Genomic DNA, 20,396 nt, shown 5'->3' with positions numbered 1-20,396 from the left:
GGGCCGTGACCTGCCAGGGAGTGTGTGAGCTTTAGTGATAAAGCAGGTCAGCGATGATTTTTGGCGCATCGAAGGTGCGTCGTAGGGAAGGTAAGCAAGATGGTACAGGTGAGAGCACACCAGCCGATCAACACCGACGGCAGTATCAATCTCGAGGCATGGCTGGATCATGCCATCAGTGTCGACCCGGCACTGGACCGTGAAGCCTTGAAAGCAGCCTGCGAGTTCGCTCGTGAGTCTGAACAGCAAGACAATGCGGCCAAGAACCTGTGGGCCGAAGGCACTTCGAGCTTTCGCACCGGCTTGGAAATCGCTGAGATCCTCGCCGATCTCAAGCTCGACCAGGATTCGCTGATCGCTGCCGTGCTCTATCGCGGCGTGCGTGAAGGGCATATCCCGTTGGCCACCGTGGGCCAGCGCTTCGGCTCCGTGGTGGCCAAGCTGATCGACGGCGTGCTGCGCATGGCCGCCATCAGCGCCAGCCTCAGCCCGCGCCAGTCCATGGTGCTGGGCACCCAGGGCCAGGTGGAAAACCTGCGCAAGATGCTGGTGGCGATGGTCGACGACGTGCGCGTCGCCTTGATCAAGCTGGCCGAACGCACCTGCGCGATCCGAGCGGTGAAAACCGCCGACGACGAAAAGCGCAACCGCGTGGCCCGCGAAGTCTTCGACATCTACGCACCGCTGGCGCACCGCCTGGGTATCGGCCATATCAAGTGGGAGCTGGAGGACTTGTCCTTCCGCTACCTCGAACCCGACCAATACAAACAGATCGCCACGCTGCTGCATGAGCGCCGGCTCGACCGCGAGCGTTTCATCACCGACGTGATGGGCCAGCTGCGTGCCGAGTTGCAGGCTACCGGCGTCGACGCCGACATCAGCGGCCGCGCCAAGCACATCTATTCGATCTGGCGCAAAATGCAGCGCAAGGGCCTGGCCTTCAGCCAGATCTACGACGTGCGCGCCGTGCGCGTGCTGGTGCCGGAAATGCGCGACTGCTACACCGCGCTCGGTATCGTCCACACCCTGTGGCGGCACATCCCCAAGGAGTTCGACGACTACATCGCCAACCCCAAGGAAAACGGCTATCGCTCGCTGCACACTGCAGTGATCGGCCCCGAGGGCAAGGTGTTGGAAGTGCAGATCCGCACCCACGCCATGCACGAAGAGGCGGAGCTGGGGGTGTGCGCGCACTGGCGCTACAAGGGCACCGACGTCAAGGCCGGGTCCAACCAATACGAAGAGAAGATCTCCTGGCTGCGCCAAGTGCTGGAGTGGCACGAAGAACTCGGCGACATCGGCGGCCTGGCCGAACAACTGCGGGTGGATATCGAGCCGGACCGGGTCTACATCTTCACCCCCGACGGCCACGCCATCGACCTGCCGAAGGGCGCCACGCCGCTGGACTTCGCCTACCGCGTGCACACCGAAATCGGCCACAACTGCCGGGGCGCCAAGATCAACGGGCGCATCGTGCCGCTCAACTACAGCCTGCAGACCGGCGAGCAGGTCGAGATCATCACCAGCAAGCACGGCACGCCGAGCCGCGACTGGCTGAACCCGAACCTGGGTTACATCACCACCTCGCGGGCGCGGGCGAAGATCGTCCACTGGTTCAAGCTGCAGGCGCGCGACCAGAACGTCGCCGCCGGCAAAAGCCTGCTCGAACGCGAACTGGCGCGCCTGGGCCTGCCTCAGGTGGACTTCGACAAGCTGGCCGAAAAGGCCAACATGAAGATCGCCGAAGACATGTTCGCCGCCCTCGGTGCCGGCGACCTGCGCCTGGCGCAACTGGTCAACCTGGCCCAGCAACTGGTGGAGCCGGAACGCGGCAACGAACAGCTGGAACTGATCCCGCGCAAAGCCACCGGCTACAAGCCCGGCAAGCGTGGCGATATCCAGATCCAGGGCGTCGGCAACCTGATGACGCAAATGGCCGGTTGCTGCCAGCCGCTGCCGGGCGACGCCATCGTCGGCTACATCACCCAGGGCCGTGGCGTGAGCATTCACCGCCAGGACTGCGCCTCGGTGCTGCAACTGGGCGGGCGCGAGCCGGAGCGGATCATCCAGGTCAGCTGGGGCCCGGTGCCGGTGCTCACCTATCCGGTGGACATCATCATCCGTGCCTACGACCGTTCCGGTCTGCTGCGCGACGTGTCGCAAGTGCTGCTCAACGAGCGGATCAACGTGCTGGCCGTCAACACCCGCTCGAACAAGGAGGACAACACCGCGTTGATGTCCCTGACCATCGAGATTCCGGGGCTGGACGCGTTGGGGCGGTTGCTGGGGCGGATTTCCCAGTTGCCGAACATCATCGAGACGCGGCGCAACCGTATCCCATGAGCATCTGGATGAACACAGTCTGAAAGGTGGGAGGGGGCTTGCCCCCGAAAGCGGAGTGTCAGGTACCAGATTCTTGGTTGATCCACCGCAATCGGGGGCAAGCCCCCTCCCACAGTTGATCGGCGGTGTTCATACCTGATCGGAAATAGAATGATGTATTCACTTGAAGACCTGCTGCACCTGATGAATCGCCTGCGCGACCCGCAATACGGGTGCCCGTGGGACATCAAGCAAACAGGAGGACAACACCGCGTTGATGTCCCTGACCATCGAGATTCCGGGGCTGGACGCGTTGGGGCGGTTGCTGGGGCGGATTTCCCAGTTGCCGAACATCATCGAGACGCGGCGCAACCGTACCCCATGAGCATCTGGATGAACACAGTCTGAAAGGTGGGAGGGGGCTTGCCCCCGAAAGCGGAGTGTCAGGTACCAGATTCTTGGTTGATCCACCGCAATCGGGGGCAAGCCCCCTCCCACAGTTGATCGGCGGTGTTCATACCTGATCGGAAATAGAATGATGTATTCACTTGAAGACCTGCTGCACCTGATGAATCGCCTGCGCGACCCGCAATACGGGTGCCCGTGGGACATCAAGCAAACAGGAGGACAACACCGCGTTGATGTCCCTGACCATCGAGATTCCGGGGCTGGACGCGTTGGGGCGGTTGCTGGGGCGGATTTCCCAGTTGCCGAACATCATCGAGACGCGGCGCAACCGTACCCCATGAGCATCTGGATGAATGCAGGCTGAATGTGGGAGGGGGCTTGCCCCCGAAAGCGGAGTGTCAGGTACCAGATTCTTGGTTGATCCACCACAATCGGGGGCAAGCCCCCTCCCACAGTTGATCGGCGGTGTTCATACCTGATCGGAAATAGAATGATGTATTCACTTGAAGACCTGCTGCACCTGATGAATCGCCTGCGCGACCCGCAATACGGGTGCCCGTGGGACATCAAGCAAACCTACGCGAGCATCGTCCCGCACACCCTGGAAGAGGCCTACGAAGTCGCCGACGCCATCGAGCGCGGCGACTTCGATCACCTGCAAGGCGAGTTGGGCGACCTGTTGTTCCAGGTGGTGTATTACAGCCAGCTGGCACAGGAAGAAGGGCGCTTCGAGTTCGCCGGGGTGATCGACAGCATCACCCGCAAGCTGATTCGACGTCATCCCCATGTGTTCCCCACCGGCGATCTGTACGCGCCGCTGGATATCCCGCAGTTGAGCGAAGAGCAGGTCAAGACGCGTTGGGAGCAGATCAAGGCCGAGGAGCGCGCGGAAAAGTCCGGCGCCCCCGAGCAACTGTCCCTGCTCGACGATGTGCCCACCGCCTTGCCGTCGCTGTCCCGTGCCGCCAAATTGCAGAAGCGCGCCAGCCAGGTCGGTTTCGACTGGCCCGCTGCGTTGCCGGTGGTGGATAACGTGCGCGAAGAGCTGGATGAAGTGCTCGAAGCCATGGCCGATAACGATGCAGTGGCCATCGCCGATGAGGTCGGTGACCTGCTGTTTGCCGCGGTCAACCTGGCCCGTCACCTCAAGGTCGACCCGGAAACCGCCTTGCGCGGTGCCAATGCCAAATTCGAGCGACGTTTCCGATTTATCGAACAGGCATTGCGCGATACGCGTCAATCCATGGAAGATTGCACCCTCGAAGAGTTGGACGCCCTGTGGGGCGAAGCCAAACGCCAGGAAAAGAACGTGTCCAGCTGCGGTTGAGCAGTTGCCTAAGTGAGTAAGCACCATGAGCCTTTCCCTTCGCGACCAGTTGCTCAAAGCAGGTCTGGTCAACCAAAAGCAGGCCAAGCAGGTCGGCAAAGAGAAACAGAAACATCAACGTCTGGTCCACAAAGGCCAGGCCGAGGCCGATGACACCCAGGCACGCCTGGCCCAGGAAGCCATGGCCGAGAAGGTCAAGCGCGACCAGGAGCTGAACCGCCAGCAGCAGGAGAAAGCCGAGGCCAAGGCCCGCACGGCCCAGGTCAAGCAACTGATCGAGACCTCGCGCCTGCCCAAGCTGACCACCGAGGACTACTACAACTTCGTGGATGACAAGAAGGTCAAGCGCCTGTCGGTCAACACGCTGATGCGCAACAAGCTGAGCAACGGCTCCCTGGCGATCGTGCATCACGCCGGCGGTTACGAGGTGATCCCGCGCGAAGCGGCGCTGAAGATCCAGGAGCGCGCGCCGGAGCGTATCGTCCAGCTCAATATCCTCACCGAAAGCCAGGTGCCGGATGAGGATGATCCTTACGCCGCCTACCAGATCCCGGATGATCTGATGTGGTAAGGCTGTAAAACAATAAACCCCGCTCACCGGCGGGGTTTTTGTTTTCAGGCAACCAGGCTGCGTGGGCCTGGCGCCTGAGTCTGGCAAATAGTCAGGAGCTTTGTGCCTGGCGTTTCATCTCAAGGGTTTCGAGCTCGTTTTTATAGTTATGAGCGTCGCTCTCGTTATGAAACATGCCGACCAGCAGGTCTTGTTGGTGTACGTCCCAGATGTGAATCCCATGGCCCAATGCTTCGTGGGACATATGTTCGTCGTCGCGCTCAGTCACTTTTACAGTCATCTGCTTGCTCCAATCTCTGGTTGATCTGCGGCAAGTCGTCGCAGGCATTTGTTATATGTTTTGTTAGCTTGCTAAGTAAACCGATTTTTCCTGCAACAGTCCTTTACAGAAATAGCAACAATTGTGCAGGCCGCGTAAACCGCGACATTGCGCCACAGGCGGCTGGGTTTTATGACAAAAGCTTCATGATTGCGTCAGGCAATAACGGCCTTGCCTGAATATTCCAGGCGAAAAAAAGCCCCGCATTGCGCGAGGCTCTTTTCCAACGTATCAGTTCAATCAGCTGCCTTTGACAGGCTGACCGTCAACCGTGCCGTCTTGCAGCATGATGTTGTATTCCTTGCCGTCGGTTTCCACCTGACGCAGGGCAACCAGGATGCCGCCCCAGTCCTTGGCAAACCACATCTGGGTGATGCGCTTGCTTTGGGTCGGGTCACGCACGCGCTCGACCTTGATCGCGTCGATGGAGCCGGCTTTGGTCTGGACCTTTTCCGGGCCGATCACGCGAAAGTCGTAAGTGTCGACGTCGGTGCCTTCAACCACGTTGTAGCTCATGCTCTTCTTGCCGGCCGCGACATCGCGCTGCAGCGCCAACTGGTAGGTCGACTTGTCGAGCATGCCGCTTTGCAGGGCAACGTTGACCGGGTCTTTGTTTTCAAAGCCGGTGACTTTCTTGGCGGTCTGGTCGAAGTCCAGGTTGATCCTTTTCGCCTTGCCCAGGCCGCCGCGTTCGAAGGTGTAGCTCTTCGGCTGCAGGGCGTCCTTGTCGAATTGGATCACGCTGGTTTCGGTGAGGCTGGCAATCATCATGGAAGCCTTGAAGTTCAAGGTCCAGGTGCCATCGCCATTGTGGGTCAGGCTGCGCTCGGCCGAACCGCTCATGGGCAACTGTTTCCAGTCGGCGGTGTAGCTGGCGGAGAAAGGATGTAAATCTGCTGCTTGCACCGCAGGCAAGGCGAACAGCGCAAAAGCGAAGAGCAAGGCGCGACGCATAAAATCTCCTAGGTTCGAATCAAGTGGCCGCTGGCCGCGAGTAACTGACCGTCCAATAATGCACCCTGTTTACCAAGAATCAACCGCCCCTCGGCAAACCAGCGAACAGCCAGCGGGTAAATCCTGTGTTCCTGCGTATGAACCCGTTGCGCAAGCGTCTGCGCCGAGTCGTCAGACTCTACCGGAACCACTGCCTGTACGACCAGAGGCCCGCCATCGAGTTCCTCGGTGACAAAATGCACGCTGCAGCCATGCTCGCTGTCGCCCGCGTCGAGGGCGCGCTGATGGGTGTGCATGCCTTTGTACTTGGGCAGCAGGGAAGGGTGGATATTCAACAGCCGCCCAGCGTAGTGCCGCACGAAATCAGCGCTGAGGATACGCATGAAGCCGGCCAGTACCACGAGTTTGGGGTTGAAGGCGTCGATCAGTTCGACCAGGGCGCTGTCGAAGGCCTCGCGACCTTCGAAAGCCTTGTGATCCAGGGTGCGCGTGGCAATGCCTGCCTCCCTGGCGCGTTGCAGGCCATAGGCGTCGCTGCGGTTGGAGATCACCGCAGCGATGCGCGCCGGGCTGTCGCCGGTGCGCGTGCTGTCGATCAGGGCCTGCAAGTTACTGCCGGTGCCGGAGAGCAGCACCACGACATCACAGGTTGCAGACATCAGTGCGCCTTAAGGTTCTTCAGTTCAACCTGAGCCGCGCCTTCGGCGGCAGCAGCGATCTGGCCGATGACCCAAGGCTGTTCGCCGGCTTCGCGCAGCACGTTCAACGCGCTTTCCACGTGCTCTTGCGCCACGCAGATCACCATGCCCACGCCGCAGTTCAGCACGCGGTGCATTTCGGTTTCGTTGACGTTGCCTTTCTCTTGCAGCCAGTCGAATACCGCAGGACGCTGCCAGCTGGCCACGTCGACAATCGCCTGGGCGCCTTTGGGCAGGACGCGCGGGATGTTGTCCAGCAGGCCGCCGCCGGTGATGTGGGCCATGGCTTTGACCGCGCCGGTGTCCTTGATCAGCTTGAGCAGTGGCTTGACGTAGATGCGTGTCGGCGCCATCAGCAGGTCGGTCAGGGGCTTGCCGTCGAGCTGGATGTTCTCGATGTCGGCGCCGGACACTTCGATGATCTTGCGGATCAGCGAGTAGCCGTTGGAGTGCGGGCCGGACGACGGCAGGGCGAGCAGGGCGTCGCCGGCAGCCACTTTGGAGCCGTCGATGATCTCGGCTTTTTCGACCACGCCGACGCAGAAGCCGGCCAGGTCGTAGTCTTCGCCTTCGTACATGCCTGGCATTTCAGCGGTTTCGCCGCCGACCAGAGAGCAACCCGACAATTCGCAGCCAGCACCGATGCCGGTGACCACTTGGGTCGCGGTTTCGACGTTGAGCTTGCCGGTGGCGTAGTAGTCCAGGAAGAACAACGGCTCGGCGCCGCACACCACCAGGTCGTTGACGCACATGGCGACCAGGTCGATGCCGATGCTGTCGTGTTTGTTCAGGTTCAGGGCCAGGCGCAGTTTGGTGCCCACGCCGTCGGTGCCGGAAACCAGCACGGGCTGTTTGTAGCCGGCCGGGATTTCACAGAGGGCGCCAAAACCGCCCAGGCCACCCATGACTTCGGGGCGCGCAGTGCGCTTGGCGACGCTCTTGATGCGTTCGACCAATGCTTCACCGGCGTCGATGTCTACACCGGCGTCCTTGTAGCTCAGGGAGGGTTGCTTGCTCATGATCCAGGCCTTTAGGGGGGATTCAGGGGTAACGACCGATTGGGCAAGGGCTCTTGTGAAAAGGCCCAGCCATTGACGGTCTGCGAAGGCGCGCGATTTTATCAGGCTTGAGGGTCAGCGGCCATCCTCGGGCCGACGGGCAGAGCCACATAGATAAAAAAGCCGGTTAAAAAAATGCTAATCGGGTCTGCCCAGCTCCGTATTAAGGTATAGCCTTGAACCCGCTATCGTTATGACAGTAGGAAAACTTACCGAGACCCCGTGAATGTTTTACCGATCGCTGTGGTCACAGCCTTGGCAAACCGAGATCACGCGGTCTGTTCCAGCCGCTAATTTTGTCGTTCGGGAATCTTCCATGCGTCTGTGTAATGTGTTTTTTGTAGGCTGCTTGTCGTTGGTCAGCCTGGCGAGTCATGCCGAAACCCTCAATGGCCTTTATCAAGTACTGGAGCCGGTCAGCAGCCAGTCACCGCAAGAACGCGACCAGGCGACCCAGCGCGCCGTACAGACCCTGGTGATCCGCCTCACTGGCGACGCCAAGGCCGCCGAAGGCCCCGGCCTGGCGGCGGTGCGCAAGGACCCGCAACAAATCATCACGCAATACGGCTACGACGCCGGCCCGCCGGAAAGCCTGCAAGTGGATTTCGACCCCGTCAGCACCGATCGCGCCTTGCGTGAGGCCGGCTTGTCGATCTGGGGCAGCAATCGGCCGTCGATCCTGGGTTGGTGGCTGAATGACTCCACCGACGGCAGCAACCTGGTCGGGGATGGCCAGGCCGTCGCGCAGGCGCTGCGCCGTGCGGCGCAACATCGCGGCTTGCCGCTGCGCCTGCCGTTGGGTGATTTGGATGAACAGGTGGTCGCCACCGCGCCCAACCTCGAAAGCGCGGACGCCACGCCGTTGCGTGCAGCCTCGGAACGCTACGGCGCCGATGCGATGCTCGCAGTGCATGCGCGCCAGGAAGGCAGCCAATGGCAGGCCAAATGGCGCCTGTGGTTGGGCGACAAGAGCGAGCAGGGCACCGCGCAAGGCGCCGACACCGCCGCCGTGGCCGATGCCGTGATGCTGGCGGTCAGCCAGAAACTGGCGCCGCGCTTTGTGGTCAAGCCGGGCGCGAGCACCGAGCAATTGCTCGAAGTGCAGGGCATGACCCTGGAGCGCTACGCCGCGTTGGGCCACTTGCTCGAGCCGTTTGGCGGCCAGCCGCAGCGCGTGGATGGCAATCGTATTGTGTATCGCGTCAATGGCAGCGCCGATCAGTTGCGTACTCAACTGAGCCTGGCCAGGTTGCAGGAGATTCCCGCGGGTGAAGCACTGGCTGCGCAACCGCCAGTGGACGGCACGCAGCCGGTCGCCGCCCCTGAGCCGCAGGCGCAACTGCGTTTTCGTTGGTAAATGTTCTGCTTTATATAGCAGCCGATAAAAGATGGAGTGGTGTATGGCGGATACGCGTCGTTGGGTGTGGCTTGGCGGGATCGCCCTGCTGTGCGTTTTTGTGTTCTTGCTGCATTCGATCCTGACGCCGTTCCTGGTCGCGCTGTTGCTCGCCTATCTGTTCGATCCCGTTGTGGATCGCCTGGAGAAAGCCGGCCTGTCGCGGACTTTGGGGGTGGTCACGGTGTTTGCGCTGTTTACGCTGATCATCACGGCGTTGGTGCTGGTGCTGGTGCCGATGCTGGCCAAGCAGTTGTTCCGTCTGTATGAACTGGCGCCGCAGATGCTCGACTGGCTGCAGCACACGGCGATGCCGTGGGCCCAGGCCAAGCTGGGGCTGGCGGATGGCTTCTGGAAGTTCGACAAGGTCAAGGCTGCGATCAGCGAGCATATGGGCCAGACCACCGACATCGTCGGCGTGGTTCTCAGCCAGGCAACGGCATCCAGCCTGGCGCTGATCGGCTGGCTGACCAATCTGGTGTTGATCCCGGTGGTGGCGTTCTACCTGTTGCGGGACTGGGACATCATGATGGCCAAGATCCGCAGCCTGCTGCCGCGTGACCGTGAAGCGCGCATCGTGTCCCTGGCTGGGGAGTGTCATGAGGTCTTGGGGGCGTTCGTGCGCGGCCAGCTGCTGGTGATGCTGGCCCTGGGGATTATCTATGCCGCCGGCTTGATGGCGATCGGCCTGGAGCTGGGCCTGTTGATTGGCTTGATTGCCGGTCTGGCCGCGATCGTGCCGTACATGGGCTTTGTGATCGGTATCGGTGCGGCGCTGGTGGCCGGGCTGTTCCAGTTTGGCGGTGACCTGTACCCGATGCTCGGGATTGTCGCGGTGTTCATGGTCGGCCAGGCCCTCGAAGGCATGGTGCTGACCCCGTTGCTGGTGGGTGATCGCATCGGCCTGCACCCGGTCGCGGTGATCTTTGCGATCCTGGCTGGCGGTGAGTTGTTCGGCTTTACCGGCATCCTGCTCGCGCTGCCGGTGGCGGCGGTGATCATGGTGCTGGTGCGTCATGTCCACGATCTGTACAAGGATTCGGATATGTACGGGGGCGTTGAAGACCCCGATTTGTAATCGCGGTGTCACAAACCCGGCCCAGGCCGGGTTTGTTGTTTCTGGCGCTGTGGCGTCAAACAATTTGCGTAAATCCAACAAGTTAACGCAAACCTTTGATTTTGCTTATGGTCTGCTGCATTGTGCGCCCGGCGTCACGGGTATAAACTTTGCAAACTTTTCACAGAGGCCACTAACGGTTCGATCGGAGCCGTTCAGTCAGCATGAAACCGATTCAGCTGCCCTTAGGTGTGCGTCTGCGTGACGACGCCACCTTTATCAATTACTACCCAGGCGCCAACGCCGCAGCACTCGGCTATGTCGAGCGGCTCTGCGAAGCCGACGCCGGGTGGACTGAAAGCCTGATCTACCTGTGGGGCAAGCAAGGCGTGGGGCGCACCCACCTGTTGCAGGCCGCGTGCCTGCGCTTCGAGCAGATGGGCGAACCGGCGGTTTACCTGCCGTTGGCGGAGTTGATGGACCGCGGGATCGGGATTTTCGACAACCTCGAACAATACGAACTGGTGTGCCTGGACGATCTGCAGGCCGTCGCCGGCAAGGCGGATTGGGAAGAGGCGCTGTTTCATCTGTTCAACCGCCTGCGCGACAGCGGGCGCCGCCTGTTGATCGCGGCTTCGACCTCGCCCCGTGAGTTGCCGGTCAAGCTGGCCGACCTCAAGTCGCGCCTGACCCTGGCGCTGATCTTCCAGATGCGCCCGCTGTCCGACGAGGACAAATTGCGTGCCCTGCAATTGCGTGCATCCCGTCGCGGCCTGCACCTCACCGACGAGGTCGGGCACTTTATCCTCACCCGCGGCACCCGCAGCATGAGCGCATTGTTCGATTTGCTCGAGCAGCTCGATCAGGCCTCTTTGCAGGCCCAGCGCAAGCTGACGATTCCCTTCCTCAAGGAAACCCTCGGCTGGTAGCCAGCCCTTGTATTTCGGGGGCTTCGGCAAATTTCAGGCGCCAGGAAACCTGCGTTTTGGCCGGCTTGACCACGCAAAACACGCGCAAAGGGTATTAAGGGCTTAGATGTCATAACGCAAACAGTAAGTCACATGGATCACGATTGAATTTGCAAATCGATGTGATAGAAGGCATAGTCTCGACTTCTTTACACATCAGCCACGGTCGTGCCCATGCTAAATCGCTTCGCACCCCTCGTGCCTCTCGCACTTGTCGCTCTGTTGTTTGGTTGCGCCTCCCACCCTCAACAAGTGGCCGAGCAGCACAATCAACAGTATAAAAATCAGGCAAAATTCGTTGCTGCGCAGTCTTCCACTGTTTATGAGGAAGAGCTGGCAACCGAAAAAGAACTGGCCGCCTTCGCTGGCAACAAGCCTTATCAGCTTCCCGTTCTGGCCGACAGCATCCTCGAACGCGGCATGTCCCTGATCGGGACCCGTTACCGTTTCGGCGGTACCTCTGAAGCCGGTTTTGATTGCAGCGGTTTTATCGGTTACCTGTTTCGCGAAGAAGCTGGCATGAACCTGCCACGCTCCACCCGCGAAATGATCAACGTGAATGCACCGTTGGTCGCGCGTAACAACCTCAAGCCTGGGGATCTGCTTTTCTTCAGTACCAGTGGCCGCGGTCGCGTCAGTCACGCCGGTATCTACCTGGGCGATAACCAGTTTATCCACTCCAGCAGCCGCCGCAGCGGTGGTGTTCGAGTCGACAGCCTGGGCGACAGCTACTGGAGCAAAACCTTCATCGAAGCCAAGCGCGCACTTGCCATGGCCCCGACGACGATTACCGCTAGCAAGTAAAGTTAAAGTGATACTTGAAGTTTGACGTGTAAGCGCTAGAATCTCTGGACATTGTTGTAATCCGTTCGCGCAAGCCATGCTTGCGCGTTCTGGTTTTCAGCGTTCGGCAGCGAAAGCCGCATCCAGACCAGGATTGTTCTGCACATGTCGACCTCGGCCCGCCTGATTCTTATTGTTTGCGCCGCGCTGCTCAGCGCCTGCGTAAGCCGCCCGCAGCCTGCGCCCGTAGCGGCCAAGCCTAAACCAGTGTTCAACTATTCCAGCCAGAGTTCGCCGGTCGCTGAAGACGTGCTGTTCCGCGCGCTGGGCCTGGTCGGTACGCCTTATCGTTGGGGCGGCAATACGCCGGACTCCGGTTTCGATTGCAGCGGGTTGATCGGGTTTGTCTACCGTGATGCCGCGGGTATCTCTCTGCCGCGCACCACGCGCGAACTGATCGTGATGCGCGCCCAGGACGTCAGCGCACAGAACCTGCAAACCGGTGACCTGCTGTTCTTCGCCACGGGTGGCGGCTCGCAGGTCAGCCACGCCGGGATCTATGTCGGCGAAGGGCGCTTTGTGCATGCGCCGCAGACGGGCGGTACGGTGAAGCTGGACACCTTGTCCAAAGCCTACTGGCAGAACGCCTACCTGAGCGCCAAGCGCGTGTTGCCGGCTGAGCACTTGGCCCGCAACCCCTAAGCCAAAGCAGGATCCAAATGTGGGAGGGAGCTTGCTCCCGATGAGGGCGTGTCAGTCCATGCATTCAGTGACTGACCCACCGCTATCGTGGGCAAGTCGAATCGTCGCACCGCCCCTCCCACATTTGTAATAGTTACTTAGCCGCAGAAACCCGCCACACCTTATTCCCCACATCGTCCGCCACCAGCAAATCACCCTGCTTGTCGATGACCACGCCAACCGGTCGTCCCATGGCTTGTTCTTCGCTGTTGAGGAACCCGGTCAGCACGTCCACTGGCGGCCCCTTCGGCTTGCCGCCCTCGAACGGTACGAAGATCACCTTGTAGCCGCTGTGCGGCTTGCGGTTCCACGAGCCGTGCTGGCCGATAAACGCGCCGTTGATAAAGGGCGCCGGGAGTTTGCTGCCCTCGGCGAAGGTCAGGCCCAGCGAGGCGGTATGTGGGCCTACGGCGTAGTCCGGCGCAATGGCTTTGGCCACCAGGTCCGGGTTCTGCGGTGTGACGCGTACATCCACGTGCTGCCCGTAATAGCTGAAGGGCCAGCCATAAAAGGCGCCATCCTGGACCGAGGTGATGTAGTCCGGCACCAGGTCGCTGCCGATCTCGTCGCGCTCGTTCACTGCCGTCCACAGCTTGCCGCTCTGCGGTTCCCAGGCCATGCCGTTCGGGTTGCGCAGGCCGGAGGCGAAGATACGGTGCTGGCCGCTGGCGCGGTCGACTTCCCAGATCGCCGCGCGGCCTTGTTCCGCTTCCAGGCCGTTCTCGGCGACGTTGCTGTTGGAACCGACGCTCACATACAACTTGCTGCCGTCCTTGCTGGCCACCACGTTTTTCGTCCAGTGATGGTTGATGCTGCCCGCTGGCAGGTCGATGACCTTGCTGCCGGCGGCCTTGATCGCGGTTTCGCCGGTCTGATAGGGAAAGCGCAACAGCTTGTCCGAATCGGCCACGTACAGGTCATTGCCCACCAGCGTCATGCCGAAGGGCGAGTTGAGGTTTTCCAGGAACACGGTGCGGGTCTCCGCGACCCCGTCATGGTCAGCATCGCGCAGCAGGGTGATGCGGTTCGGGCTCGGCACACCGGCGCCGGCGCGGCCCATGACTTTCTGCATCACCCAACCCCGCAGGCCTTTGGCGTCGTCCGGCTTGGGCGGCGCGTTGGTTTCCGCCACCAGCACATCGCCATTGGGCAGTACATACAGCCAGCGCGGGTGGTCCAGGCCTTCGGCGAACGCCGCCACTTGGGTGCCGGCGGCGGCCGTGGGCTGGGTGCCCGCCGGCCAGCCGATGGCCGGAGCGATGTTCACGGTGGGGATCAGGGTCTTGTTCGGCTCCGGCAGCTGCGGTGAAGGCCCGGTGCCATCGGACACCTTCAGGGTCGAGCTTTCCCCGCAGGCGGCGAGGGTGCCCGCGAGCATGATCAGTAAGGCGAGTCTTGTTTTATGCATGGTTTTCTCCTGGATGCCTGTAAGGGTAGAGGCGCCCGATGCGGCGATGGTTCAAGTGCAAGGCCAGCTTTAATTGACGCTCCACCCCCAACCCACTAACCTTCGCCGCTTGTTCCAGGTGCTCTGTGACCCACGGGTCGACTGAGTGAAACAGGGAAGCCGGTGAGTGAGCGCACTTGTACACAGTGCTGCCGCGATTCCGGCGCTGCCCCCGCAACGGTAAATGAGTCAAGACGGTGCTGTTTGCCACTGTATCGCCTGCGATATGGGAAGGCGCGCCGTCGGCGTGCGCTCTAGCGCGCCACTCATGAGCCCGGAGACCGGCCTGGATCATCCAACAGCATCACGGTGGGCGATGCTTGGCTGTCTGTTGTTGTTTTTTCCTGCCCGCCGTTTTTTGTCCAGCCCCAACGGAGAGCTGCCATGACCGATTCCCCCGAGCGCGACGAACGCCATCTGGCGCGCATGCTGCGCAAAAAAGCCGTGATCGATGAACGCATCGCCAATTCCCCGAACGAATGCGGCTTGCTGCTGGTGCTGACCGGCAACGGCAAAGGCAAGAGTAGCTCGGCGTTTGGCATGCTGGCCCGCGCCATGGGCCACGGCATGCAGTGCGGCGTGGTGCAGTTCATCAAGGGGCGCAACAGCACCGGCGAAGAACTGTTCTTCCGCCGTTTCCCCGAGCAAGTGCGTTTCCATGTAATGGGCGAGGGCTTTACCTGGGAAACCCAGGACCGCCAGCGCGATATCGCGGCCGCCGAGGCCGCCTGGGCGGTGTCCCGCCAATTGCTGCAAGACCCGAGCATCGGCCTGGTGGTGCTGGATGAGCTGAACATCGCGCTCAAGCACGGCTACCTCGACCTCGATCAAGTCCTCAGCGACCTGCAGGCCCGCCCGCCGATGCAGCACGTGGTGGTCACCGGCCGTGGCGCCAAACCTGAACTGATCGAAATGGGCGACACCGTCACCGACATGGGCATGCTCAAGCATGCGTTCCAGGCCGGTATCAAGGCACAGAAAGGCGTCGAACTTTGAATCAGCCCCGCCATTGCCCGGCTGTCTTGATCGCCGCACCGGCGTCCGGCCAGGGCAAAACCACGGTCACCGCCGCGCTGGCGCGCTTGCATCGCAACCTGGGGCGCAAGGTGCGTGTGTTCAAATGCGGCCCGGACTTCCTCGACCCGATGATCCACGAGCGCGCCAGCGGTGCGCCGGTGTATCAATTGGACATGTGGATGGTGGGCGAGCAGGAAAGTCGCCGCCTACTGTGGGAAGCAGCGGGGGAGGCGGACCTGATCCTGATCGAAGGCGTGATGGGGCTGTTCGACGGCACACCTTCCAGCGCCGACCTGGCGCGGCACTTCGGTGTGCCGGTGCTCGGCGTGATCGATGGCACGGCCATGGCGCAGACCTTCGGCGCCCTGGCCCTCGGCCTGGCACGCTATCAGCCGGACTTGCCGTTCGCCGGCGTGCTGGCCAACCGCGTCGGCACCCTGCGCCATGCGCAATTGCTCGAAGGCAGCCTCACCGAAGGCCTGCGCTGGTATGGCGCGCTGTCCCGCGAGACCGCTATCGAATTACCCAGCCGCCACCTGGGCCTGGTGCAAGCCAGCGAACTGAATGACCTCGACCTGCGCCTGGACGCCGCCGCCCAAGCGTTGGGCAGCAGCTGCGAGGTTGCGTTGCCGCCGCCGGTCACCTTTGCCGCACCGCCGGTAACCCGCACCGAACCGTTGCTGGCTGGCGTGCGGATCGCCGTCGCGCGTGACGAAGCCTTCGCCTTCACTTACGGTGCCAGCCTCGATCTGCTGCGGGCGATGGGCGCCGAGTTGAGCTTCTTCTCGCCGATCCATGATCGCCAATTGCCAGACGCCGACAGCCTCTATCTGCCCGGTGGTTACCCGGAATTGCATCACCAGGCACTGTCGGAAAACACCGCGATGCTGGAGGCGATCCGTGCCCATCACGCTGCCGGCAAACCGCTGCTCGCCGAGTGTGGCGGCATGCTCTATCTGCTGGATTCGCTCACCGATGTCGACGGCCTCCGCGCCGGACTGGTCGGCCTGCTGCAGGGCGCTGCGGTGATGCAAAAGAAGCTCGCGGCGCTGGCTCTGCAAAGCGTCGAATTGCCCGAGGGCGTGTTGCGTGGGCACACCTATCACCACTCGCTGACCAGCACCGACTGGGTGCCCATTGCCCGTGGCGTGAGCCCCAATGGCGGGCGCGGGGCCGAGGCGGTGTATCGACAGGGGCGGCTGACCGCTTCCTACGTTCACTTCTACTTCCCCTCCAACCCCCGGGCCGTGGCCGCGCTGTTTGCGCCCGAGCGAGTCGCACCGCACGCTGTGCAACAGCACGAATCCACGGTGGGAGCGGGCTTGCCCGCGATAGGCTCATGACCGACAACGCTTTCCCCCAGGCCGAGCGCGACGCCGTCTACCGTGCCATCGCCGAACGCCGTGACATGCGTCACTTCAGCGGCGGTGACGTGGCTCCCGAACTGCTGCAGCGCTTGCTCCAGGCCGCACACCAGGCGCCGAGCGTCGGCTTGATGCAGCCGTGGCGTTTTATCCGCATCAGCGATCGCCCATTGCGTGGGCGGATTCAACAGTTGGTGGAGGAAGAACGCATACGCACCGCCGAGGCCCTGGGCGAGCGTTCCGATACGTTCATGAAGCTCAAGGTCGAAGGCATCCACGACTGCGCCGAAGTGCTGGTGGCGGCGCTGATGGATGAGCGCGAGCGACATATCTTCGGCCGGCGTACCTTGCCGGAAATGGACATGGCCTCGCTGTCCTGCGCGATCCAGAATCTGTGGCTGGCCGCGCGGGTCGAAGGCCTGGGCATGGGCTGGGTGTCGTTGTTCGAACCGCAGGCCCTGGCCGACCTGCTGGGCTTGCCGCCCGGCGCGAAACCCTTGGCGGTGTTGTGCCTGGGGCCGGTCGAGGCGTTCTATCCGGCACCGATGTTGCAGCTCGAAGGCTGGGCCGAACCGCGCCCGCTGAGTGACATGTTGTATGAAAATACCTGGGGAGTGCGTCAATGAGTGTGGCCTTGCTGTGTGTCGCTGCGGTGGCGCTGGATGCGCTGCTGGGCGAGCCCAGGCGCTGGCATCCGCTGGTGGCGTTCGGCAACTTCGCCGCGCGCATCGAGCAGCGTTTCAACAGCGGTGGCCGTGGCTGGCGCAGCCATGGCGTGACCGCCTGGTTTATTGCGGTGGTGCCGTTGACGCTGTTGGCCACCGCGTTATCGTGGGCGCCTTACATCGGCTGGGTGCTGGAGATCCTCGCGTTGTACTGTGCCCTCGGCATGCGCAGTCTCGGCGAGCACGTGATCCCGGTGGCCCAGGCCCTGCGCGGCGATGACCTGGACGAAGCCCGGCGGCGCGTGAGTTACCTGGTGAGTCGCCAGACCAGTGAACTGGATCGCACTGAAGTCGCTCGCGCCGCCACCGAATCGGTGCTGGAAAACGGCAGCGACGCGGTGTTTGCCGCATTGTTCTGGTTTGTCGTCGCGGGTGTGCCGGGCGTGGTGCTGTACCGCTTGAGCAACACCCTCGACGCCATGTGGGGCTATCGCAACGAACGCTTCGAGCGTTTCGGATGGGCGGCGGCCAGGATCGACGATGTACTGAACTATATTCCGGCACGCCTGGTGGCGTTGACCTACGCCGTACTCGGTAAAACCAGGCTGGCCATCAAATGCTGGCGCCGTCAGGGCCCGACTTGGGACAGCCCCAACGCCGGTCCGGTGATGGCGGCGGGGGCAGGTGCCTTGGGCGTCGAGTTGGGCGGTGCCGCGATCTATCACGGTGAGCTGCACCAGCGTCCGCCACTGGGCGAAGGCCCGGCGGCGGATGCGGACGCCATCGACCGCGGCTGGCAACTGGTGCAGCGCGGCGTATGGTTGTGGCTGCTGATCCTATGCGTCGGGGGGCAATTGTATGCTTGAGCACGGTGGCCGGCTGCGTAAGGCGGCGATTGAATATGGGATTGCCGAGGCCGAATGGCTCGACCTGTCCAGCGGCCTGGCGCCCTGGCCGTGGCCGGTCCCCGAGATTCCGTTGCGCGCCTGGGCGCGTCTGCCGGAAACCGACGACGGTCTGGAGCAAGCCGCCAGCGAATACTATGGCACCGCGCATTTATTGCCAGTGCCGGGTTCCCAGGCGGCGATCCAACTGCTGCCGCGCTTGCGCCGGGGCGGCAAGGTCGGCGTGCTGTCACCTTGCTATGCCGAGCACGCCGAGGCCTGGCGTCGCGCCGGCTACGTGGTGCGCGAAGTGCAGGAGCAGGAGGTCGACTTCTTTCTCGACAGCCTGGACGTGCTGGTGGTGGTCAACCCGAATAACCCCACGGGCCTGAGCCTGACCCCGCAACGGCTGCTCGACTGGCATGCGCGGCTGGCCCAGCGCGGCGGTTGGCTGGTGGTGGACGAAGCGTTCATGGACGTCACGCCGCACCTGAGCCTGGCCGGCCAGGCCCATCAGGTCGGCCTGATCGTGCTGCGTTCGTTCGGCAAGTTCTTCGGCCTGGCCGGTGTGCGCCTGGGGTTTGTGCTGGCGGAGCGCAAGTTGCTCAAGCTGTTGGCCGAACAGGTCGGGCCGTGGGCGGTCAGCGGGCCGACGCGGGTGATCGGCCAAGCGTGTCTGCGCGATACCGCCGGGCACACCCGGCAACGCAACCGTTGCCTGGAAGCCGGCCAGCGCTTGTTCGATTTGCTCGAGCGCCAAGGTTTCCAACCCCAGGGCGGCTGCGCCCTGTTTCAATGGCTGATCACCCCTCACGCCGAACGCATGCACAACTTCATGGCCCAGCGCGGCATTCTGCTGCGCCTGTTTGTCCACGACAGCAGCCTGCGTTTTGGCCTGCCCGACACCGACGCCGATTGGCAGCGCCTGGAACAGGCCCTGATCGCCTACAAGGACGCGGTATGAGTACGCTGATGGTGCAAGGCACGACGTCCGATGCCGGTAAAAGCACCCTGGTCACCGCCTTGTGCCGCTGGCTGGTGCGCCAGGGCGTGGCGGTGGTGCCGTTCAAGCCGCAGAACATGGCGCTCAACAGCGCGGTGACGGCCGAAGGCGGCGAAATCGGCCGCGCCCAGGCGGTGCAGGCGCAGGCCGCCAACCTGGCGCCGCACACCGACATGAACCCGGTGCTGCTCAAACCCAACAGTGACACCGGCGCCCAAGTGATCATCCATGGCCGCGCCGTGACCAGCATGAACGCAGTGGCCTATCACGACTACAAAGCCATCGCGATGCAGGCGGTGCTGGCGTCCCACACGCGTTTGAGCGACGCCTACCCGGTGGTGATGGTCGAAGGCGCAGGCTCCCCGGCGGAGATCAACCTGCGCGCCAATGACATCGCCAACATGGGCTTCGCCGAGGCCGTGGATTGCCCGGTGCTGCTGATCGCCGACATCAATCGCGGCGGCGTGTTCGCGCATCTGGTGGGCACCCTTGAATTGCTTTCGCCGACCGAACAGGCACGGGTCAAAGGCTTCATCATCAACCGTTTTCGCGGCGATATCGCCTTGTTGCAGCCAGGCCTGGATTGGCTGGAAGCGCGCACCGGCAAACCGGTGGTCGGCGTATTGCCCTACGTGATGGACCTGCACCTGGAGGCCGAAGACGGCATCGACCAGCGTCAGATCGACAAGGCGGCCGAGGTGCTCAAGGTGGTCGTGCCGGTGTTGCCGCGCATCAGCAACCACACCGACTTTGACCCGCTGCGCCTGCATCCCCAGGTGGACTTGCAGTTCATCGGCCCGGGCCAGCCGATTCCCGCCGCCGACCTGATTATTCTGCCGGGCTCGAAAAGCGTGCGCAGTGACCTCGCGTACCTGCGCGCCAATGGCTGGGACACCGCGGTGGCGCGGCACTTGCGCTACGGCGGCAAGGTGCTGGGAATTTGCGGCGGGTTGCAGATGCTCGGCGAGCAGGTGCATGACCCGCTCGGGCTCGAGGGGCCGGCCGGCTCCAGTGACGGTCTGGGGCTGCTGGCGTTCAGTACGACGCTGGCGCAAGAGAAGCAGTTGCGCAATGTGCGTGGGCGCCTGTTGCTGGAGGACGCCGAGGTCAGTGGGTATGAGATCCATGCGGGCGTGACGTCCGGCGCGGCTCTGGAACGTCCTGCTGTGCATCTGGACGATGGCCGACATGACGGCGCCCAGAGCGCCGACGGGCAAATCCTCGGGACTTATCTGCACGGTGTATTCGAAACCCCGGCCGCGTGCAGCGCCTTGTTGCGCTGGGCCGGTGTGCAGGCGGTGCAAGAGGTCGATTACCACGCCTTGCGCGAGCGCGACATCGAACGGTTGGCGGACCTGGTGGAACAGCATCTGGATACCGCGCTGTTGCGCAGGTTGTGTGGGATTTGAGGGCT

At 62.5% G+C, this 20,396-nt stretch carries 19 protein-coding genes, 4 pseudogenes and 1 riboswitch; of the genes and pseudogenes, 18 read left to right on the top strand and 5 right to left on the bottom strand.

Annotated elements, in window-relative coordinates; genetic code table 11:
- Positions 1-99: 99 nt before the first annotated feature.
- From relA to JN756_RS23635, 7 genes and pseudogenes are all read left to right on the top strand, one after another.
- Positions 100-2,343, top strand: coding sequence for a GTP diphosphokinase (relA, locus tag JN756_RS23655; RefSeq protein WP_250690860.1), 2,244 nt, complete (start codon positions 100-102; stop codon positions 2,341-2,343).
- 153 nt (positions 2,344-2,496) lie between these two features.
- Positions 2,497-2,580: pseudogene (locus tag JN756_RS23650) on the top strand (nucleoside triphosphate pyrophosphohydrolase); the annotation flags it as partial.
- Positions 2,573-2,707 (top strand): annotated as a pseudogene (locus JN756_RS32485) (ACT domain-containing protein); the annotation flags it as partial. The pseudogenes JN756_RS23650 and JN756_RS32485, both read left to right, overlap by 8 nt.
- 153 nt (positions 2,708-2,860) lie before the next feature.
- Positions 2,861-2,944, top strand: a pseudogene (locus JN756_RS23645) (nucleoside triphosphate pyrophosphohydrolase); the annotation flags it as partial.
- Positions 2,937-3,071, top strand: a pseudogene (locus JN756_RS32480) (ACT domain-containing protein); the annotation flags it as partial. The pseudogenes JN756_RS23645 and JN756_RS32480, both read left to right, overlap by 8 nt.
- A gap of 152 nt (positions 3,072-3,223) precedes the next feature.
- Positions 3,224-4,057: a nucleoside triphosphate pyrophosphohydrolase gene (gene mazG / locus JN756_RS23640; protein ID WP_128192322.1), complete on the top strand. Its 834-nt coding sequence runs from the start codon at positions 3,224-3,226 to the stop codon at positions 4,055-4,057.
- A gap of 25 nt (positions 4,058-4,082) precedes the next feature.
- Positions 4,083-4,628: a DUF2058 domain-containing protein gene (locus tag JN756_RS23635; RefSeq protein ID WP_017845310.1), complete on the top strand. Its 546-nt coding sequence runs from the start codon at positions 4,083-4,085 to the stop codon at positions 4,626-4,628.
- Between the two features lie 91 nt (positions 4,629-4,719).
- Here the strand turns inward: JN756_RS23635 and JN756_RS23630 are convergent, their stop codons facing one another.
- The 4 genes from JN756_RS23630 to purM form a co-directional block, all read right to left on the bottom strand.
- Positions 4,720-4,908: a hypothetical protein gene (locus JN756_RS23630; RefSeq protein WP_017845315.1), complete on the bottom strand. Its 189-nt coding sequence runs from the start codon at positions 4,906-4,908 to the stop codon at positions 4,720-4,722.
- A 279-nt stretch (positions 4,909-5,187) separates the two neighbouring features.
- The gene (locus JN756_RS23625) at positions 5,188-5,901 is read right to left on the bottom strand and encodes a DUF3108 domain-containing protein (RefSeq protein ID WP_046382480.1); all 714 of its coding nucleotides are present in this window, start codon (positions 5,899-5,901) and stop codon (positions 5,188-5,190) included.
- Between the two features lie 8 nt (positions 5,902-5,909).
- A complete protein-coding gene (gene purN / locus JN756_RS23620; RefSeq protein WP_017845317.1) occupies positions 5,910-6,560 on the bottom strand; it encodes a phosphoribosylglycinamide formyltransferase in 651 nt (216 codons plus the stop codon).
- Complete coding sequence (gene purM, locus JN756_RS23615; RefSeq protein WP_017845318.1) at positions 6,560-7,618, bottom strand: phosphoribosylformylglycinamidine cyclo-ligase; 1,059 nt, start codon at positions 7,616-7,618, stop codon at positions 6,560-6,562. The genes purN and purM overlap by 1 nt, the downstream gene beginning before the upstream one ends.
- Before the next feature lie 355 nt (positions 7,619-7,973).
- On the opposite strand from purM, the gene JN756_RS23610 reads away from it, so the two are divergent.
- The 5 genes from JN756_RS23610 (at position 7,974) to JN756_RS23590 (ending at position 12,563) form a co-directional block, all read left to right on the top strand.
- Positions 7,974-9,014 carry a DUF2066 domain-containing protein gene (locus JN756_RS23610; RefSeq protein ID WP_128192295.1) on the top strand — a complete coding sequence of 347 codons (1,041 nt, stop codon included), beginning with the start codon at positions 7,974-7,976 and terminating at the stop codon, positions 9,012-9,014.
- A 43-nt stretch (positions 9,015-9,057) separates the two neighbouring features.
- Positions 9,058-10,131, top strand: a complete 1,074-nt coding sequence (locus JN756_RS23605; protein WP_046382482.1) for an AI-2E family transporter — start codon at positions 9,058-9,060, stop codon at positions 10,129-10,131.
- 203 nt (positions 10,132-10,334) lie between these two features.
- Positions 10,335-11,039 (top strand): DnaA regulatory inactivator Hda, encoded by a 705-nt coding sequence (hda, locus tag JN756_RS23600; RefSeq protein ID WP_017845321.1) that lies wholly within the window; start codon positions 10,335-10,337, stop codon positions 11,037-11,039.
- Between the two features lie 213 nt (positions 11,040-11,252).
- Positions 11,253-11,882, top strand: coding sequence for a C40 family peptidase (locus JN756_RS23595; protein ID WP_046382483.1), 630 nt, complete (start codon positions 11,253-11,255; stop codon positions 11,880-11,882).
- A gap of 144 nt (positions 11,883-12,026) precedes the next feature.
- Positions 12,027-12,563 carry a C40 family peptidase gene (locus JN756_RS23590; protein WP_201021424.1) on the top strand — a complete coding sequence of 179 codons (537 nt, stop codon included), beginning with the start codon at positions 12,027-12,029 and terminating at the stop codon, positions 12,561-12,563.
- A 133-nt stretch (positions 12,564-12,696) separates the two neighbouring features.
- Here the strand turns inward: JN756_RS23590 and JN756_RS23585 are convergent, their stop codons facing one another.
- Positions 12,697-14,010, bottom strand: a complete 1,314-nt coding sequence (locus JN756_RS23585) for a PQQ-dependent sugar dehydrogenase (RefSeq protein WP_169883698.1) — start codon at positions 14,008-14,010, stop codon at positions 12,697-12,699.
- A 99-nt stretch (positions 14,011-14,109) separates the two neighbouring features.
- Positions 14,110-14,353: riboswitch (cobalamin riboswitch) on the top strand.
- An 80-nt stretch (positions 14,354-14,433) separates the two neighbouring features.
- Between JN756_RS23585 and cobO the strand changes: the two genes are divergently transcribed.
- The 6 genes from cobO to JN756_RS23555 are packed head-to-tail and all read left to right on the top strand — an operon-like array spanning position 14,434 to position 20,391.
- Positions 14,434-15,045, top strand: coding sequence for a cob(I)yrinic acid a,c-diamide adenosyltransferase (gene cobO, locus JN756_RS23580; RefSeq protein ID WP_046382485.1), 612 nt, complete (start codon positions 14,434-14,436; stop codon positions 15,043-15,045).
- The gene (locus JN756_RS23575) at positions 15,042-16,409 is read left to right on the top strand and encodes a cobyrinic acid a,c-diamide synthase CobB (protein ID WP_201021423.1); all 1,368 of its coding nucleotides are present in this window, start codon (positions 15,042-15,044) and stop codon (positions 16,407-16,409) included. The genes cobO and JN756_RS23575 overlap by 4 nt, the downstream gene beginning before the upstream one ends.
- On the top strand, positions 16,406-17,056 hold the full coding sequence (gene bluB, locus JN756_RS23570) for a 5,6-dimethylbenzimidazole synthase (protein WP_046382487.1): 651 nt from the start codon (positions 16,406-16,408) through the stop codon (positions 17,054-17,056). Before JN756_RS23575 ends, bluB begins: the two co-directional genes overlap by 4 nt.
- Positions 17,053-17,961 (top strand): adenosylcobinamide-phosphate synthase CbiB, encoded by a 909-nt coding sequence (gene cbiB, locus JN756_RS23565; RefSeq protein WP_017845328.1) that lies wholly within the window; start codon positions 17,053-17,055, stop codon positions 17,959-17,961. The genes bluB and cbiB overlap by 4 nt, the downstream gene beginning before the upstream one ends.
- Complete coding sequence (gene cobD / locus JN756_RS23560) at positions 17,954-18,943, top strand: threonine-phosphate decarboxylase CobD (RefSeq protein ID WP_017845329.1); 990 nt, start codon at positions 17,954-17,956, stop codon at positions 18,941-18,943. The genes cbiB and cobD overlap by 8 nt, the downstream gene beginning before the upstream one ends.
- Entirely contained in the window at positions 18,940-20,391 is a 1,452-nt protein-coding gene (locus JN756_RS23555; protein WP_017845330.1) for a cobyric acid synthase, read from the top strand. Before cobD ends, JN756_RS23555 begins: the two co-directional genes overlap by 4 nt.
- Positions 20,392-20,396 lie beyond the last annotated feature (5 nt).

It is taken from the genome of Pseudomonas sp. Y39-6 (genome assembly GCF_023651955.1).
Lineage (GTDB): Bacteria > Pseudomonadota > Gammaproteobacteria > Pseudomonadales > Pseudomonadaceae > Aquipseudomonas > Aquipseudomonas veronii.
Note: the sequence above shows the minus strand (reverse complement) of the source record. Positions and strands in the feature narration are given on the sequence as shown.